Origin of the sequence: Marinomonas pontica (assembly GCF_026191375.1) — a bacterium.
Classification (GTDB): Bacteria; Pseudomonadota; Gammaproteobacteria; order Pseudomonadales; family Marinomonadaceae; genus Marinomonas; species Marinomonas pontica.
This window is the reverse complement of sequence record NZ_JAODTL010000048.1, coordinates 28,453-46,038: the sequence shown is the minus strand read 5'-3', so window position 1 is coordinate 46,038 and position 17,586 is coordinate 28,453. Positions and strand designations below refer to the sequence as shown.

The 17,586-nt window shown below is 45.5% G+C and carries 16 protein-coding genes; 4 read left to right on the top strand and 12 right to left on the bottom strand.

What is annotated here, in order from left to right; genetic code table 11:
- Positions 1 to 121: 121 nt before the first annotated feature.
- The 5 genes from N5P32_RS13140 to glnA form a co-directional block, all read right to left on the bottom strand.
- Positions 122 to 709, bottom strand: a complete 588-nt coding sequence (locus N5P32_RS13140) for an L-threonylcarbamoyladenylate synthase (protein ID WP_265729495.1) — start codon at positions 707 to 709, stop codon at positions 122 to 124.
- 152 nt (positions 710 to 861) lie between these two features.
- Entirely contained in the window at positions 862 to 1,242 is a 381-nt protein-coding gene (locus tag N5P32_RS13135; protein ID WP_265729494.1) for a DUF3461 family protein, read from the bottom strand.
- Positions 1,243 to 1,395: 153 nt separating this feature from the next.
- Positions 1,396 to 2,829, bottom strand: coding sequence for a nitrogen regulation protein NR(I) (gene ntrC, locus N5P32_RS13130; RefSeq protein ID WP_265729493.1), 1,434 nt, complete (start codon positions 2,827 to 2,829; stop codon positions 1,396 to 1,398).
- Positions 2,826 to 3,911: a nitrogen regulation protein NR(II) gene (glnL, locus tag N5P32_RS13125; RefSeq protein ID WP_265729492.1), complete on the bottom strand. Its 1,086-nt coding sequence runs from the start codon at positions 3,909 to 3,911 to the stop codon at positions 2,826 to 2,828. Before glnL ends, ntrC begins: the two co-directional genes overlap by 4 nt.
- 231 nt (positions 3,912 to 4,142) lie before the next feature.
- Positions 4,143 to 5,549, bottom strand: coding sequence for a glutamate--ammonia ligase (glnA, locus tag N5P32_RS13120; RefSeq protein WP_265729491.1), 1,407 nt, complete (start codon positions 5,547 to 5,549; stop codon positions 4,143 to 4,145).
- 347 nt (positions 5,550 to 5,896) lie between these two features.
- Between glnA and thiI the strand changes: the two genes are divergently transcribed.
- From thiI to dtd, 4 genes are all read left to right on the top strand, one after another.
- Positions 5,897 to 7,348 (top strand): tRNA uracil 4-sulfurtransferase ThiI, encoded by a 1,452-nt coding sequence (thiI, locus tag N5P32_RS13115; protein ID WP_265729490.1) that lies wholly within the window; start codon positions 5,897 to 5,899, stop codon positions 7,346 to 7,348.
- A gap of 135 nt (positions 7,349 to 7,483) precedes the next feature.
- Complete coding sequence (locus N5P32_RS13110; protein WP_265729489.1) at positions 7,484 to 9,091, top strand: methyl-accepting chemotaxis protein; 1,608 nt, start codon at positions 7,484 to 7,486, stop codon at positions 9,089 to 9,091.
- Positions 9,092 to 9,265: 174 nt separating this feature from the next.
- Positions 9,266 to 11,086: a translational GTPase TypA gene (gene typA, locus N5P32_RS13105; protein WP_265729488.1), complete on the top strand. Its 1,821-nt coding sequence runs from the start codon at positions 9,266 to 9,268 to the stop codon at positions 11,084 to 11,086.
- Positions 11,087 to 11,255: 169 nt separating this feature from the next.
- Positions 11,256 to 11,690, top strand: coding sequence for a D-aminoacyl-tRNA deacylase (gene dtd / locus N5P32_RS13100; protein WP_265729487.1), 435 nt, complete (start codon positions 11,256 to 11,258; stop codon positions 11,688 to 11,690).
- On the opposite strand, the gene tatC is transcribed toward dtd, so the two are convergent.
- The 7 genes from tatC to N5P32_RS13065 all read right to left on the bottom strand — a co-directional run bounded on the left by tatC (position 11,687) and on the right by N5P32_RS13065 (position 17,574).
- The gene (tatC, locus tag N5P32_RS13095) at positions 11,687 to 12,463 is read right to left on the bottom strand and encodes a twin-arginine translocase subunit TatC (protein WP_265729486.1); all 777 of its coding nucleotides are present in this window, start codon (positions 12,461 to 12,463) and stop codon (positions 11,687 to 11,689) included. The genes dtd and tatC overlap by 4 nt on opposite strands.
- Before the next feature lie 40 nt (positions 12,464 to 12,503).
- The gene (tatB, locus tag N5P32_RS13090) at positions 12,504 to 12,923 is read right to left on the bottom strand and encodes a Sec-independent protein translocase protein TatB (RefSeq protein WP_265729485.1); all 420 of its coding nucleotides are present in this window, start codon (positions 12,921 to 12,923) and stop codon (positions 12,504 to 12,506) included.
- A 3-nt stretch (positions 12,924 to 12,926) separates the two neighbouring features.
- Positions 12,927 to 13,145: a Sec-independent protein translocase subunit TatA gene (gene tatA, locus N5P32_RS13085; protein ID WP_265729484.1), complete on the bottom strand. Its 219-nt coding sequence runs from the start codon at positions 13,143 to 13,145 to the stop codon at positions 12,927 to 12,929.
- A 17-nt stretch (positions 13,146 to 13,162) separates the two neighbouring features.
- On the bottom strand, positions 13,163 to 13,495 hold the full coding sequence (locus N5P32_RS13080; RefSeq protein ID WP_265729483.1) for a phosphoribosyl-ATP diphosphatase: 333 nt from the start codon (positions 13,493 to 13,495) through the stop codon (positions 13,163 to 13,165).
- Between the two features lie 16 nt (positions 13,496 to 13,511).
- Positions 13,512 to 15,155, bottom strand: coding sequence for a ubiquinone biosynthesis regulatory protein kinase UbiB (ubiB, locus tag N5P32_RS13075; RefSeq protein WP_265729482.1), 1,644 nt, complete (start codon positions 15,153 to 15,155; stop codon positions 13,512 to 13,514).
- A gap of 2 nt (positions 15,156 to 15,157) precedes the next feature.
- Positions 15,158 to 15,913 carry a bifunctional demethylmenaquinone methyltransferase/2-methoxy-6-polyprenyl-1,4-benzoquinol methylase UbiE gene (ubiE, locus tag N5P32_RS13070; RefSeq protein ID WP_265729481.1) on the bottom strand — a complete coding sequence of 252 codons (756 nt, stop codon included), beginning with the start codon at positions 15,911 to 15,913 and terminating at the stop codon, positions 15,158 to 15,160.
- Between the two features lie 134 nt (positions 15,914 to 16,047).
- A complete protein-coding gene (locus N5P32_RS13065; protein ID WP_265729480.1) occupies positions 16,048 to 17,574 on the bottom strand; it encodes a GGDEF domain-containing protein in 1,527 nt (508 codons plus the stop codon).
- Positions 17,575 to 17,586: the final 12 nt, after the last annotated feature.

Sequence of the window (17,586 nt, the reverse complement as noted above, 5' to 3'; positions counted from 1 at the left end):
CGATTATTTGGTCTTTTAATCAAAGCCACGTTTCATTTATAACAGGAATGAAACGTGGCTTTTTTATTGTGGATAAAACAGTGTGTTTTACACAGGCTGCTCAGCATTCTTGCTGTATTTTTCAGGAAAACCACGCTGGTTGAAGTGGGGCGTTAAGCTCTAAAAGCGTATCGGTTAAAATGTCCCGTACTTGCGAAGGTTGTGAAGCCATGCCCAATGGTGCTTGAAAAATAGCATCAATCTTGTCACCGAAATACGCATGCACTTCTTCTGCACTCATTGCGGGTGATAATCCTGCAGGGTTAGCGGAGGTAGAGACAATAACGCCGTCATAGGCAGCGCACAGGCGTTGAACCGGCTGGTGTTGAGATAAACGTATTGCAACGCTTTGGTGTTCGCCTCTTACCCAGCTTGGTGTAATGGTGCTGTCGGGTACCACCCATGATGTTGGGATGTCATTGTGGCTGATAAGGCGCGCTGCAGAGGTAGCGTCGAGAGCCTGAAGCCAAGGCGCCAGTTGTTCTTTTGCCCCGGCGACCAAGATTAATCCTTTGGATTCTGGACGGTCTTTTAATGTCAAAATACGTCTTACCGACGCTTCATTAAAAGGGTCACAACCCAGCCCCCAAACAGCTTCAGTTGGATAGGCGATAACGCCGCCTTGTCTAATAATGTCGGCAAGTACTTCTACAGAGGTAATGAGGTTCATATTGATTGGCTTATAAAATGTACACAGAAGATAAGAATACGAAAGATTGTAGCGAGAAAAAAAGAGGGGAGCCAGTTGATATTGTTGTTTGACCAAGCGATAACGGCAATCGCTTGGTCAAAGGGAAGTTCTGCTAAATACCCAGTACAGGTTTATTGCATCGATTCGATTTTTTCTTTTATCTCACTGATTTTACTGTTGACCACTTTTTCTAGGTGTTCCAGCTCTTTAATCAAATCTTCTTTTGATGCCTTGGTTTCGTGCTGCTTACCGACGATTTGTTCCAGCTCTTCCATCGCTCGTAAAACGATCAATGATGGTTCTTGTACTTGTCGGTAAGTTTGTTGACCACCATCAGCCAATACGGTTTTTGTTGAGCGACCAAATTTGAATTTTTTACTCTTTGGAAGCAAAGAGCCTTTCTCACGGCGGTAATAAATTTTTAAGACGTCGTGACCGCCTTCGTAGCGTAACGTGAATTTTTCAATGTCCTGTATGCTGGTGATACCCATGGACTGAAGTGTTGGATACATAACTATTTTCCCGTTTATTAATCGTTATTTAATAATCTTTAATTAGTAGGGGATTGTGTCAGTAAAAGCAAGTCTAAAAGAATAGAAAGCTGAGATAATGCAAGCAAATAATAAAAGACTTGCTTGCATTACTCGATTGTTTCTCAGGACTTATTAATCTTCATCCTGTTCGGCGTGATCAATGTTGAGCTCTTTGATTTTACGGGTCAGAGTGTTACGTCCCCAGCCCAGTAACAAAGAAGCATCACGACGACGACCACCAGTATGTGCCAATGCCGTCTCAATCATGATTCGCTCAAATTTTGGCACCGCTTGTTCAAGTATGCCTTTTTGTCCAGTGGCTAATGTACTGTCGACCCAATTTTTAAGCGCTTCCTCCCAAGATGCGAAAGGTTGCTCGTGTGGAACCGCTGCGAGCAATTCCGGTGGTAAATCTTCGACAAGCACTTCTCGGCCTGATGCCATCACGATTAACCATCGACAGGTGTTCTCTAATTGACGAACGTTGCCTGGCCAGTCGAGTTGAGTAAGGTAATTTTCGGTTTCTTTGGTGAGTTGCTTTGGTTCCACAGACAGTTCATCCGCGGCACGACTCAAGAAATGACGAGCCAATTTTGGAATGTCTTCTCGGCGTTCTGCCAGTTTTGGCAAGTGAATGCGAATCACGTTTAGTCGGTGGAACAAATCCTCTCGGAATGAACCTTTTTGTACCAAGTTTTCTAAATTTTGGTGTGTCGCGGCAATGATACGAACGTCCACTTTAACGGGCGTATGGCCGCCAACGCGATAAAACTCACCATCCGCTAGAACGCGCAATAAGCGGGTTTGGGTTTCGGCTGGCATGTCGCCGATTTCATCTAAAAACAGGGTGCCGCCGTTGGCTTGTTCAAAGCGTCCGCGACGTTGTGTGTTGGCACCAGTGAATGCGCCTTTTTCATGGCCGAATAATTCAGACTCAATGAGGTCGTGTGGAATGGCCGCCATGTTTAAGGCGATAAATGGATTGGATGCTCGTGGGCTATGAGTGTGTAACGCCTGTGCAACCAACTCTTTGCCTGTGCCCGATTCGCCATTAATCAACACCGTAATGTTGGAATTGGCAAGACGACCAATGGCGCGGAAAACTTCCTGCATGGCAGGCGCTTCGCCGATAATCTCTTTGTCTACTTGAGGCTCTTCTGCCACTTCCATGTCGTCGGTGCTGGGTCTTGCGTTGCGATGGTGGAGCATGGCGCGTTTCACCAAGCTGACCGCTTCTTCGACGTCGAAAGGTTTTGGTAAGTATTCGAACGCACCACCCTGATAAGATGCCACCGCGCTTTCCAAATCGGAGTGGGCGGTCATGATGATTACGGGCAAATAGGGGTGATCTTTTTGCAGCTTCTCAAGCAGTTTAAGGCCATCCATACCTGGCATACGTATGTCGCTGATGATCGCGCTGGGTTGCTCTTTGTCAATCATGTTGACGAGGTTTTCAGCAGAGTCGAACAAACGACATTGAATGCCTTCTTGTTCCAGTGTTTTTTCTAAAACCCAACGAATAGAGCGATCGTCGTCAACAATCCATACGGTTTCTTCTGGTGTCATGTGTGTTTCTCCTGTTCGTGGACTGTTGTCTCTATGGGAATCAATATATTAAATTCGGTTTTCTTCGGGTAACTGTTGCATTCAATAATCCCATGGTGCTGATGAATAACAGACTGTGCGATGGATAAGCCTAAGCCTGTGCCGTCGGCTCTGCCGCTGACCATTGGGTAAAAGAGGGTTTTTAGAATGGCTTCTGGAATGCCTGGGCCATTATCGACAATGCTGATTTTGCACACTAAACGATGGCGTTTTGAGCCAATGGTGAATTGACGCAAAGCCCGCGTCACCATGTGAATGGTTTTGTGGTGATTGTCGGTGTCTTCCATGAGTGCTTGCATGGCGTTGCGTGTCACATTCAACAGCGCTTGGATCAATTGCGACTCGTCGCCAATGAGGTCTGGGATGCTGGGGTCGTAATCTCGAATGAGTTGGATTTGATTGTCTGTCTCAACTGAGATCAGTTGTCTAACGCGTTCTATGACCTTGTGTATGTTGAGAGGTTTGTTCTTCGGTAGTTGTCTCGGCCCTAACAAACGGTCAACAAGATCACGTAACCGATCGGACTCTTCAATGATCACCTGTGTGTAATCGTTTAGTGCTTCATCGGTAAAGGCTCGGCTGATAAGTTGCGCGGCGCCGCGAATACCGCCAAGTGGGTTTTTGATTTCATGAGCCAAGCCGCGCACCAGTTCTTTGCTGCTTTCGTGGTTCGCGATGATTTCATCTTCTTGTGAGATGCGCTTCATGCGGTCGCGTGGGTACAGCTCAATGATTAAGCTTTCCGTATCATTGGACGTGCCCATGACCGGTGTGACCGTGTAGTCGCAAAAGAGCTTTTTGTTGTTACTGCACTCTATTTCCGCTTCGCGCTTAGTAAAAGGGTGGCCAGACTCGATAGCGGCATGCAAGGCTTGAATGCTGTCTTCGTCTTCACGAAAGGCGGCGTTAATGTCACTGCCATAAATTCGACGGCGGCTGACCGCCAGCAACATTTCGGCTGCAGGATTCAGATATTCGATCTCAAGCTGGTCATTCAGTTGAACAATAGCCGTAGATAAATGGTCGATTAATAAACTATACACAGACAGTGCCTCTCTATTGACTCCTGCTTTTATGGTTTCCTTTTATAACAACTGCAAAAAGCGAACCAACATTGGGCAGCCTAGAATGGCTTGTTTATTAAGGTTTTTGCGTTTGTTAAGAAAACATTATGCACTGTTTTTGTGCGTTATGGTGTTGGTGTTTTTTTTAGTGCAAAAAAAAGCCCCGATCTGTGTCGGGGCTTTTCGTGAATTACTTAGCGAATATTGATATTACACGCTGTAGTAAAGTTCGAACTCAAGTGGGTGAGTTGTCATAGATACGCGACGAGCTTCACCAGTCTTAAGGTCGATGTAAGCATCGATCATGTCGTCAGAGAAAACGCCACCTTGAGTTAAGAATGCGCGGTCTTCATCTAGGCACTTAAGCGCTTCTTCTAGGCTGCCAGCAACCTGAGGAATGGCCAACGCTTCTTCAGCTGGTAGGTCGTAAAGATCTTTATCCGCTGCATCGCCAGGGTGAATCTTGTTTTTGATACCGTCGATACCCGCCATCAACATGGCTGCGAATGCCAAGTATGGGTTAGCGGTTGGATCAGGGAAACGAGCTTCAATACGCTTGCCTTTAGGGCTTGCAACGTATGGGATACGGATAGAAGCAGAACGGTTACGTGCAGAGTATGCAAGCATAACAGGTGCTTCGAAGTGAGGTACAAGGCGCTTGTAAGAGTTAGTTGAAGCGTTAGTGAACGCGTTCAATGCTTTAGCGTGCTTGATGATACCGCCGATGTAGTAAAGCGCCATTTCAGATAGACCGGCATATTGGTCACCTGCGAATTGGTTTTCGCCGTTTTTCCAGAAAGACTGGTGAACGTGCATACCAGAACCGTTGTCACCAACGATTGGTTTAGGCATGAAAGTCGCTGTTTTTCCGTAAGCGTGCGCTACGTTGTGTACGCAGTACTTAAGGATTTGAACTTCGTCGGCTTTTTTAACTAGAGTGTTAAATTTAACGCCGATTTCGTTCTGACCCGCTGTTGCTACTTCGTGGTGATGAACTTCGATCACAAGACCCATAGTCTCCATCGCGCCACACATTGCAGCACGTAGGTCGTGATGAGAGTCTACTGGTGGAACTGGGAAGTAACCGCCTTTCACGAAAGGACGGTGGCCCATGTTGCCGCCTTCGAATTTCTTGTTAGAAGACCAAGCCGCTTCTTCAGAGTTGATCTCTACAGAACAACCTGACATGTCTGTTTTCCATTTAACATCATCAAAGATGAAGAACTCTGGCTCTGGGCCAAAGAACGCAGTGTCGCCAAGACCTGTTGATTTTAGGAATTCTTCTGCACGTAGAGCAACAGAGCGTGGGTCACGGTCGTAACCTTGCATAGTAGAAGGCTCGATAACGTTACAACGAACAATAACCGTTGGCTCTTCAGTGAAAGGGTCGATAATCGCGGTATCGTCCTGAGGCATCATGATCATGTCGGATTCGTTGATGCCTTTCCAGCCAGCGATGGAAGAGCCATCAAACATCTGACCGTTTTCAAAAAATTCTTCATCTACCGTAATAGCTGGAATAGATACGTGTTGTTCTTTACCTTTAAAATCGGTAAAGCGAAGGTCAACCCACTTCGCGTCATGCTCAGCAATCAAGGCAAGGGTCTTGTTTGACATAGTTGTTCTCCAGTCATAGTAAAAGCAAAATTACTTTTGATTTAAGGGGGCTTCAATGTAAAGCGCCGTTTGTCTAGTTATTCATCGATTATAAGGTAAGCACAACTTGTGCCAGAATTTTGTGCGAGACAATAAGTTCATAAATAACAATAAGATAGGTTTTTTTTGATCCTTGTTGTTATTCACTTTGGCCAAAATAGCGCTTTGAAATTGCTTAAATGCACCTTGTTAGTGCAAAAATAAGGCTGATTGTTTTGTTTTGGTGCAAATTTAGCGTTTTCGTATCGATTGGCTTTTCTTTATACTATGCGCCTAAATTACACTATCCGGTAAAAACCTCAAACCCTATGAAATTCATTGTTAAGTTCTTTGCAGAAATCACCATCAAAAGTCGTCCAGTAAGAAAGGCGTTTATTAAACAACTCCGCCATAATGTGAAATTGGTATTAAAGAAGCACGATGCCGATGTCATTGTTTCTGGTAATTGGGATTTTATTGAAATTTTTTCCGATAAAGACGCATTGCGACAAGAGTTCACAGAGGCATTGTCTTGTATCGCTGGTATTGCTCATTTCCAGTATGTTCGTGAATTCCCTTTGGTTGACCTTGATGACATTGTAGAGCAAGCGGTGGTTTCTTATGGCGATGCATTAAAAGACGCTGTTTTCGCAGTACGAGTAAAACGTGTCGGCCAGCATGACTTTACTTCTGTGGATGCTGAACGTCATATTGGCGGTTGTTTAAAAGCACGCTGCGGCGCCTTAGCGGTGCGCTTGAAAAATCCTGAAGTATTGGTACCTATTGATATTCGTGATGATCGAGTGTGGATGATTGAACAACGAGTTGAAGGCCTTGGTGGTTATCCGTTAGGGTCCCAAGATTCTGTGTTGTCTTTAATGTCAGGTGGTTACGACTCAACAGTAAGCTCCTACTTAACCATGAGTCGAGGCTTGAAAACGCATTTTTGCTTCTTTAATTTGGGCGGAGATGCTCATGAAATTGGCGTTAAGCAAGTGTCCAATTTTATCTGGGAAAAATACGGTTCCGCACTGAATGTAAAATTCATTACTGTGCCTTTTGAGGCGGTGGTCGGTGAGATTTTAACCAAAGTAGATAACGCCGAGATGGGCGTTATCTTAAAACGCATGATGTTGCGTGCGGCTTCTCAGTTGATGGGCGAAGTTGGGGCGAAAGCGTTGGTAACGGGTGAAAGTGTGGCGCAAGTTTCTAGTCAAACCTTGATGAATTTAAAAGTGATCGATCAGGTGACAGAAGAGCTGGTACTGCGTCCTTTGATTACGACGAATAAGCAAGTCATCATTGATAAGGCCATCGAAATCGGCACTGCGCCATTTGCGGCCAGTATGCCTGAGTTTTGTGGTGTGATTTCGGTTAAGCCAACAACGCGAGCAAAAATGCATCGCGTGGAAAAACAAGAGTCGAACTTTGACTTCGCTGTTTTGGAAAGTGCCATTGAGAACGCTCAAGTTATGTCGATTCAAAATGTAATGGACGATGTTTCTAAGCAATATCAAGGTGAAGTGCCTGTGGTGCGTATGCCCGTGGGAGACGAAGTGATCATCGATATCCGTCACCCAGATGAAGCCAGTAACCGCCCATTGAAAGTCAGCGGTCGTCCTGTCAAAGTGATTCCATTTTTTGCATTGGATTCTAATTGGTCTGATCTTGATAAAGACACAATGCATTTACTGTACTGTGGCAAGGGCGTCATGAGTCGAATGCACGCATCTTACTTATTGGGCAAAGGGCATGAAAATGTCGGAGTGTATTTGCCTTAGGTTGTTTACTGGTATTACATACTGTTACGCAATAGTTAAAGGTTCTTGATTTACATCAAGAACCTTTTTTTATGGCCTGCTTATGCTTGGCGCCTCAAGAAATTGTCTACTTTGTGAACATAGGGAGGGTGTCGGGTGCCATATACATCAGTGGGTAAAGAACGTGTTGTCAGCCATGATGCTAACATTTTGTCGATCACAGACCTTAGCAGTGCCATTAAGTATGTGAACCCCGAGTTTGAAGAAGTCAGTGGCTATCGGTTTGATGAGCTCATTGACCAACCTCACAATATTATTCGCCATTCGGATATGCCCGCCCTTGCGTTTAAAGACCTTTGGCAGCACTTGCAGCGCGATAAATCTTGGATGGGAATAGTAAAAAATCACTGTAAAAATGGGGATCACTATTGGGTAGATGCCTACGTTAGCCCAATTCGACGAGAGGGGGAGGTGGCAGAATTTCAATCCGTGCGTCGTCGTCCTGATGACGGTGTGAAGCACCGAGCTGAATCGCTTTATCAACAAGGGGTAGAGGCGAAAGGTAAACCTTTAAAGCAAATACGACGCCCTCGATTGACTTTACTTAGAAAGCTGCAACTCACCACGGCGTTCTTTTTTGTGGTTGCCTTGTTGGGGCAATTTTTATCATCCGTTTGGCTGGTGGCCACTCTGGAAATCATGGCGTTATTGCTGTGTTTGTTCAGTATTGGCGGACTACTACGGCCTTTAACACGAGTCTTAAATGAGGCCAAAACCATATCAGATTCTACCTTGGCGATGTATTTGTATACGGGGCGAACAGATGAAGCGGGTCAGCTTGGCCTTGCTATGTCTCGCTTGCGAGGTGAAACCGCTGCGATTATGGGGCGCATCAGTGATTTTTCTAAAAATGTGTGGGCGAGGCAATCCACTATCTGTGCCAGTGTAGAGAGTAAACAAAAGGCGCTGAATGCATTATCAGGGGACTTCGGCTTAATAGGGCAAGCGTCGCAAGACATGGCTGTGGTGACGGATCAAGTGGCCTCTTCCGCTCAAAAAAGCGAACAAAATACTCAAATGGCTCGAGACAATATGTTTGGTGGACGAGAAGAAATGCAGTCTTCTCGAGAAGCAATGAGTCGAGTGTGTCAACAAGTGGAAGCCGCTCGAAACGGTTTGGCGAACTTAAAGGAAGACAGTAATGCGATATCCTCCGTGGTTGGGGTAATTCGAGACGTTGCTGAGCAGACCAACTTATTGGCATTAAATGCCGCGATAGAGGCCGCACGCGCAGGCGATCAAGGACGAGGGTTCGCCGTGGTGGCGGATGAGGTAAGAGGGCTGGCCACACGCACGTACCATTCAACAGAAGATATTGTTGCGGTTATGGAGCGTTTGCAAAAAGGATCCATGACGGCGCTGTCACAAATGGAACAAGCGTATGATGTCGCCCAAGAAAGCCAAGCAAGAGCGCACTCAGCAGAAGCGAGACTTATTGATGCGCAGGCCGAGATAGAGGTTGTGCATCAACAAATGCAAGAAACCGTAAACGCAATGCAGCAACAAAATGAATGCGCAAACGAAATAAGCCATCGTATGGTCAATGCCGTCAAAGTAGTTGGTGAATTGGTTCAGCATGGAGAGCAAGACGCCAAAGAGTGTGACGAGGTGCATCAGCTGGTGAGGCAAATGGAAGAGCTTGCCGCGCAGTTTTGGGCGCAAACGGTAGACAAGCAGACTTGCGAAGAAGGTGCCAAAAAATAAATATTTCGATATTTTATTGGCTTTTTTGGCCACTTTAATGGGATCTTCACAAATATAAGGGTACAATTGCGCGAATTTTATCCCGCACCAAGATCCGAGACGCTTGAAGAGCATATCTGCCCGTATCAAGCGGCAGTTTATCTTTTTGCTCACGCTAAATGCAGAGAACTATAAATGTCTAATGATATCAATAAGTTACGTAACGTAGCTATTATTGCCCACGTTGACCATGGTAAAACTACCTTGGTTGATCAGTTATTAACACAATCTGGTACGCTAGATCGTAAAGACCTTGGTTCAGAGCGAATCATGGACTCTAACGACCAAGAAAAAGAGCGCGGCATCACCATTCTGGCGAAAAACACGTCCATCATGTGGAACGATTACCGTATCAATATCGTAGACACACCTGGACACGCTGACTTCGGCGGCGAAGTAGAACGTGTATTGTCCATGGTTGACTCTGTATTGTTGTTGGTTGACGCAGTTGATGGCCCAATGCCACAAACTCGTTTCGTAACATCAAAAGCATTTGAGCGTGGTCTTCGTCCAATCGTTGTTATTAACAAAATTGACCGCCCTGGCGCTCGTCCAGATTGGGTTATGGATCAAGTATTTGACTTGTTTGATAGCCTTGGTGCAACAGAAGAGCAATTAGACTTCCCTGTTATTTATGCCTCTGCAATCAACGGTATTTCTGGTAATGACCCAGAAAACATGGCCGAAGACATGGTGCCACTTTACCAAATGATCGTAGACAGCGTGCCTGTTCCTGATGTTGATCCAGAAGGCATGTTCCAAATGCAGGTGTCTGCGTTGGACTACGATGCGTACGTTGGCGTTATCGGTATCGGCCGTATCACTCGTGGTAGCTTGTCTCCAAACCAGCAAGTAGTAATCAAATCTGCTGACGGTAAAGAGCGTAAAGGTAAAGTTCTAAACGTTAAGGGTTACCATGGTCTAGCTCGTGTCGATACAACAAAAGCGTCGGCGGGTGATATCGTTTGTATTAATGGTATCGATGGCCTAAGTATTTCTGACACGCTATGTAACCCAGAGTGCGTAGAAGCGCTTCCTGCATTGTCTGTAGATGAGCCAACAGTAAGCATGACCTTCATGGTGAACGATTCTCCGTTTGCTGGTAAAGAAGGTAAATTTGTTACTTCTCGTAATATCAAAGACCGTTTGGACCAAGAGCTTATCCACAACGTGGCATTGCGCGTAAGCCAAGGTGATGCACCGGATAAATTCATCGTTTCTGGTCGTGGTGAGCTTCACCTCTCTGTTTTGATTGAAAGCATGCGTCGCGAAGGCTTCGAGATGGGTGTTTCTCGTCCTGAAGTAGTTCAAAAAGAAATCGACGGCAAAATTCAAGAACCATTTGAGTTGGTTGTTATCGACGTTGAAGAGCAGCATCAAGGTTCTATCATGGAAGAGCTTGGCTTACGTAAAGCTGAATTAACTAACATGGAACCAGATGGTAAAGGTCGTGTTCGTCTTGAGTTCATGACGCCTTCTCGTGGATTAATCGGCTTCCGTGGCTTGTTCCTAACATTGACTTCTGGCTCTGGTATCATGACCAGTGTATTTGACCATTACGGTCCAGTAAAAGAAGGTGATGTAGGTGGACGCCAAAACGGTGTATTGATCAGCATGGTGACGGGTAAGACAGCAGCATTTGCATTGTTCAACCTACAAAGCCGTGGTCGTTTGTTCCTAGGTCATGCGGTTGAAGTGTACGAAGGTCAAGTAATCGGTATCCATTCACGCGATAACGACCTAACGGTTAACCCTGTTAAAGGGAAGCAGTTAACGAACATGCGTGCTTCTGGTACGGATGAAGCGTTGACATTGACGCCACCAATTCGCCACACACTTGAGCAAGCGCTTGAGTTTATCGAAGACGATGAATTGGTAGAAGTAACACCAGAAAGCATTCGTATTCGTAAGAAGCTATTGACTGAAAACGAGCGTAAACGCGCTGGTCGTAAGTAAGCCATTGCTTCGTGTAATGCTTTAAATACGTTGTTTTTATAGAGCAGCAGCAAATGGGTTCATGCAAATGAATCCGTGAGCGACAGAAGCGCCTTCGGGCGCTTTTGTTTTATCTGGGGTTTGCTAGAGTCGTAACGTAAGAAGAGCCAAAGGAAAGAGGGCGAGTGCAATGAAAGTATTGGTGCAGCGAGCATTGAACGCGAGCGTTGTTGTAGAGGGTGACACGGTAGGAGCCATTGATCATGGACAGCTGGTGTTGGTTGGCATTGAAAAAGGCGATACCGAAGCGGATGCTCAACGATTGGCAGACAAACTTTTGAAATACCGCATGTTTAGTGATGAAGAGGGCAAGATGAACCTCAATGTTCAGCAAGCCGGTGGTGGTGTGTTATTGGTCTCTCAATTCACCTTGGCGGCAGAGACCAAAAAAGGCCTGCGCCCTGGCTTTTCCACAGCGGCTGTCCCGTCTGAAGCAGAGCGTTTGTTTAACGATTTTGTGGAGAAAGTGAGAGCACAATATCAACGAGTTGAAACAGGCCGTTTTGGTGCTGACATGAAAGTGTCCTTTACCAACGATGGGCCTGTTACTTTTATGCTCGATTAAGGGGTGGTGTGAGAGGCTTCGCTGTCTTCTTCCGTTTCCGAACCATCGACCACGACTTTGACGGTACGACCGGCAATCAAACCAAGCTCAAACAACAGCCACATAGGTATGGCGAGCAGGGTTTGTGAAAATATATCCGGTGGCGTGATGAGCATGCCCACCACAAAGCATCCTAGGAAAATATACGGACGCTTTTTCGATAGAGTGGCAACCGTTGTCACGCCGGCCTTGATCAGTAGATACGTTGCTACTGGGATTTCAAAGGTCACACCAAACGCAAAAAACAGTTTTAAGACAAAATTTAAGTAGTTGTTGATGTCCGTCATAACGGTCACTTCACCTGGACCAACGGTGGTGAAGAAGCCAAAAATAAGCGGTAGAACGACATAATAAGCAAACACCACACCGGCATAAAAAAGAAAAATGCTCGAAATTAACAAAGGGATCGCGATTTGCTTCTCGTTTTTATACAAAGCAGGGGCGATAAAGGACCAAGCCTGAAATAGAGTGTATGGCACGGAGATGAGAACAGCCACTGCAAATGTCAGTTTTAATGGCGCAAGAAAAGGCGACGCCACTTCGGTTGCAATCAAAGAGCTGCCAGCAGGCAGCAACAATCGCAATGGTTCCGACACGATCAAATACAAATCATTTGCGAACGAATACAAGCCAATAAATAAAATGAGTATCGCAAGAACGCATTTTAATAAACGGTTTCTCAGCTCAATCAGGTGAGCAACCAATGGGGCTTGGTTAGAAGAATCTGTGCTCATAATGCGTTATGTGTCCGCTGTCATGTAGAAAATATAGCCACTAAGGTTGGGTGCTTGTTGCATCCGTTACTGTTTTTGATTCAGTGGGCTTGTTGGCCTCTGGCACGGTTTTGTTTTCATTTGTGGCTGTGGCTTTAGCCGTGTCAGCGTCTAGGATATCTGCTTGTGGCTCAGGTGCCTGATCTGCTGGCGTGCCGAACGTTTCAGGATACGGCGTAATCGTATTTTGAATGGCTTGGCCTTCTTTAAGCAGTCGCTGGTTGGTTTCATTGATTTTTTGTTGCAGTTCTTCTTGATCCAACTGAGCGTTGATTTCTCGTTGAACCGAGTTAATACTTCGACGAATTTTACGAACCCAAAGCCCTGCCGTTTTTGCCGCATGTGGCAAACGTTCAGGGCCTAAAATAAGTAAGCCAACGACGAAGACGACAAGAAGTTCTGAAAAGCCAATGTCGAACACAGCTTAAGCGCTCTTATCGTCTTTTTTCGCTTCGGCATCAATGACTTTATGCTGAGCGGTTTTGTCGGCTTCTGTGTCGCTGTCTTTGTCCACGGCTTCTTTGAAACCTTTGACCGCGCCACCTAAATCAGAACCTAGGTTTTTGAGCTTTTTCGTGCCGAAAATCAACACCAAAATGGCTAAGACAATAAGTAATTGCCAAATACTGATTCCACCTAACATAACTTTACTCCTACGGTTTATTTGGTTCTGTTGGCTTTTTCATCAAGACCAGACAGGTTAAAGCGACGAGCCAGTTCATCAAGGATAGCATCTGGGCCAATATCTAAGTGAGATAACATGACAAGCGTATGGAACCAAAGGTCGGCGGTTTCATAAATCAGATCAGATTTGTCACCTGAAATCACGGCATCTTTGGCTGCGATAATGGTTTCAATGCTTTCTTCGCCTACCTTTTCTAGGATTTTGTTTAATCCTTTCGCATGTAGACTGGCTACGTATGAAGAGTCTGCCGCTGCTGTTTTACGTTGTTCTAGAGTCGCTGCTAATTCAGCCAATACATCGGAATTCATTATAGTCTCTCAAATGTTACGGTTTTAAGACAAGCAAATATAGGCCAACTAAAAATAAGCCTAAACTGGTCATGTCGGCAACCTTTAAATGTTGTAAAGATACGGGATCGGTGATGACCCAAGCTGCGCCAATGCTTAATGCGCCAAGTAATCTAAATGGCAAATTTTGTCGGCTGCTTTTCAGCTCTTTACCAAGTTGCGTTATCGCTTCGGTCTGTGCCTGTATGCGCTCTTCTTGATGCGACATTTGCGATAAGGCCGTGAAGATCAAGTTTGGTATCTGAGGGAGTTGTCCGGCCCATTGTGGTGCTTGTTTACGGACTTCTTCCATGACGCGTTTAGGCCCCATTTGTTCCCGCATCCAACGTTCTAGGAAAGGTTTTGCTGTTACCCAAAGATCCAAATCTGGGTAGAGCTGACGCCCCAGTCCCTCAATATTCAGCAAGGTTTTTTCGAGCAAAACCAGTTGCGGCTGCACTTCCATATTAAAACGGCGAGCGGTTTGGAACAGCCCAATCAGTACTTGTCCAAAAGAGATGTCTTTCAAAGGTTTGGCAAACATGGGCTCACAAACACTGCGAATTGCAGATTCAAATGCGTGAACGGGCGTGCCTTTGGGTACCCAACCACTTTCCACGTGCAACTCAGCAACCAGACGATAATCACGCTGGAAAAACGCCAACAAATTACGCGCCAAATAGCTTTTATCTGCATCATCCAAGCTGCCCATAATGGCGCAATCGATCGCAATGTATTTTGGTTTTTGAGGGTTGCTTATATCAACAAAAATATTCCCTGGGTGCATGTCAGCATGGAAAAAACTATGGGAAAACACTTGGGTAAAAAAGATTTCAACACCGCGCTCGGCCAGGCACTTCATGTCCACATTGGCTTTGTTTAGCGCGGCAATGTCGGCGACAGGAATGCCTGAAATGCGTTCCATTACCATGACATTGCGATGGCTGAAATCCCAATAAACTTGCGGAACATACAGCAACTCAGAGTCAGTAAAGTTACGTTGCAGTAAGCCGGTGTTAGCGGCTTCTTTCGCTAGGTCGAGTTCGTCTAAAATGGTGTATTCATAATCTGTCACCACTTCTACAGGGCGAAGTCGTCGACCATCGGCACTCATATTGGCGACCAGATGCGCTAATGTGTACAGCAGGCTAATGTCTTTGCTGATGGTTTTTTGAATATTCGGTCGAATGACTTTGACGACAACCTCTTCTCCAGTGTGCAAGGTTGCGGTGTGAACCTGAGCAATAGAAGCCGATGCCAATGGTGTTGAGTCAAATTTTGCAAATAACTCCGCCACCGGTGCTTTCAAATCTCGCTCAATAATCGCTTGCGCTACCTGCCCTGAAAACGCAGGCACTTTGTCTTGTAATTTGGCAAGTTCATCGGCGATGTCGTCGTCCAGAAGATCGCGTCTTGTCGATAAAATCTGTCCAAACTTTACGAAAATAGGGCCAAGTGACTCTAAGGCTAGACGTAAACGTTCGCCTTTATTTTTGCTGGCTCTATGACGTCCGATAGAGCATACGGCACCGACTGTGTAACGTATGTACCAAGGCAAAAGAGCAAATGGGATAAACACATCAAGGCGAAAGCGCACAACCGTAAACAGTATGCGCAGTAATCGAAAAGTACTGGTTAGCATGACTAGAATTTAAATCCTTTGTGCAGCGCAACAATACCGCCGGTTAAGTTTTGGTAGCTTGTGCGTTCAAACCCCACGTCATCCATCATGCCTTTTAGTGTTTCTTGATCAGGGTGCATGCGAATAGACTCAGCCAAGTAGCGGTAGCTGTCGGCGTCATTGGCGATCAGTTTGCCCATGGCTGGAAGAAGGCGGAATGAGTACTGGTCATACACTTGCGACAATAATTCTGACTCGGGTTTAGAGAACTCAAGAACCAGCAAACGTCCACCAGGCTTGAGCACACGATACATGGAGGCTAGCGCTTTGGATTTGTCGGTTACATTGCGCAAACCAAACGCAATGGTAATGCAATCAAACGTGTCATCAGGGAAGGGCAAGGCTTCGGCATTGGCTTGTACAAATTTGACGTTTCCGACGACGCCTTGATTGGCCAATTTGTCACGACCTACTTTTAGCATGGAATCGTTAATGTCCGCCAAAATGACTTGGCCTTGGCTGCCAACTAAACGTGAAAACTTTAGGGTTAAATCCCCTGTACCGCCGGCAATATCGAGTACGCAGTTGCCAGCACGAACACCAGATTGGCTGATGGTATGACGTTTCCATAGGCGATGAATGCCGCCAGACATTAGGTCATTCATAATGTCGTATTTTGCAGCGACGGAGTGGAAAACTTGCGCGACAGCTTGTACTTTCTCGTCTGTGGGAATTTCTTTAAAACCAAAGTCGGTGGTTTTTTTCTGATCGTCTTGCATAAACTACTTCATCCTAATGGCGGCATCGCACGCCTGTCTTCTTTTCTGGCAATTGTGTTAGTCGCTGTATTGTAGCGAGCGTATGGCGGTTATTGTAACCGCGACGACAAGGCTCTGGTACTGCTTTGTCCTTTCTATTTGTTGGCCATGACTTTATTTCGGCCAGATTCTTTTGCGAGATACAGCTGTTTATCTGCACGAGCGAACAAAGATTCAGGCTCTTCTTGAGGGATCAGCTCGGCAACTCCTATTGAAACAGAGATAGAAACGGGCTCGCCTTGCATATTAAACGGGGTTTTTGCCACCGCCAGACGAATGGCTTCCGCGCGTTCGGTGGCTTGTGTAAGAGTCAACTCGGGAAAAACAATAACAAATTCTTCTCCACCATAACGGAACATCAAATCTTCCTTCGACAAAATACTGCGAATTTGTTTTGGAACCAGACGTAATACCTTATCGCCGGCAAGATGCCCCCATGTGTCATTTACTTTTTTAAAATGATCAATGTCGCAAACGGCCAAACAAATAGGCTTCTGTGTTTTTTGCATGATTTTGCAGAGTGGGAGAATAGCGTCTTGGTAGGCGGTGCGATTGGGTAAATCGGTGAGGGAATCTGTCATCGCTTGCGCCAATTTTTCTTGCAGCAAAGAGCGCAGTGATGCGGTGTCTTTTTCCATGCGAGTGACTTTGTTTTTTAGCTGTGTAATTGACTGTGTCGCGAGTTTTTCTTGCTTCAGCATCTGGGTTCGGTATTCGGTCATGGTGGTCGATATCGTCGACAACCGATCATCAATCAATGCCTTTAAACTGTCTAAATCGCTGGCCCCTTTGACAGCCTGAGACGTGTTCGTGACCTGTTGTTGAAGTTTGGCGTTAAATCCTTCCCGACTTTCAGATAGCGACTTTTGCGAATGATAACTGCTGGTAATGGACTCGTTAATACTGGCAAGTTGCTTGTTTAATTGATTTAAGTAGTTGGTGAGGTTTTCTTGTGTTTTACCAATGGCCACCATGATTAAGTTAATGACTTCATCAAGCAGCGCGGGTAATTGTTGTAAGTTGTTATTGCCTAATAGGGCTTTTTTAAGATCAGAGATATCGTCATCATAATGGCTGGGGAGCATTAAGTTATTCGTCAAGCCCGCGAGCGTATGACTGATCTGTACCATGATTTCTTGGTCGTTTTTCGGCGTAATGACCTGAGTTTCACGGTTAAAAAAACGCTTGAAAAAAGAGCTTTTTGACGGATTATGTTCGGTTTGTACTAGGGTTTTTTCGGCTAAAGACAAAAAGCCTTTTAGCAAGTGTGGCCATTGTGACGATACTTGCCAGTTCATACGTATTTGTGCTTCTAGCTGTTTCTTTTCGTTTTGAGGAACGCTGCTAGTATCTTGCTTTTCAAGTAGTTCAATCAGATCTTGCAAGCAATTTCGAACTTGCTTTGCTCGACTTAGCTGAGCTTCATCGCTTTGAATAAGCAATGGCTCAGCCGCATTGAGTACGTCTTGTATCTCGTTCGCGTCCGCCCCTTTTGTTATGGCTTGGCGAATTTGGCGAACAACGGAATCCAGTTTAGGGTCATTTCCTTCAGCGAGCATGCTCGTTCGGGAAACCGCTTTACGTAAAGCTTCGATCAGTTTGTCACTTGATGATTCCGTCATATCGCCTCATTT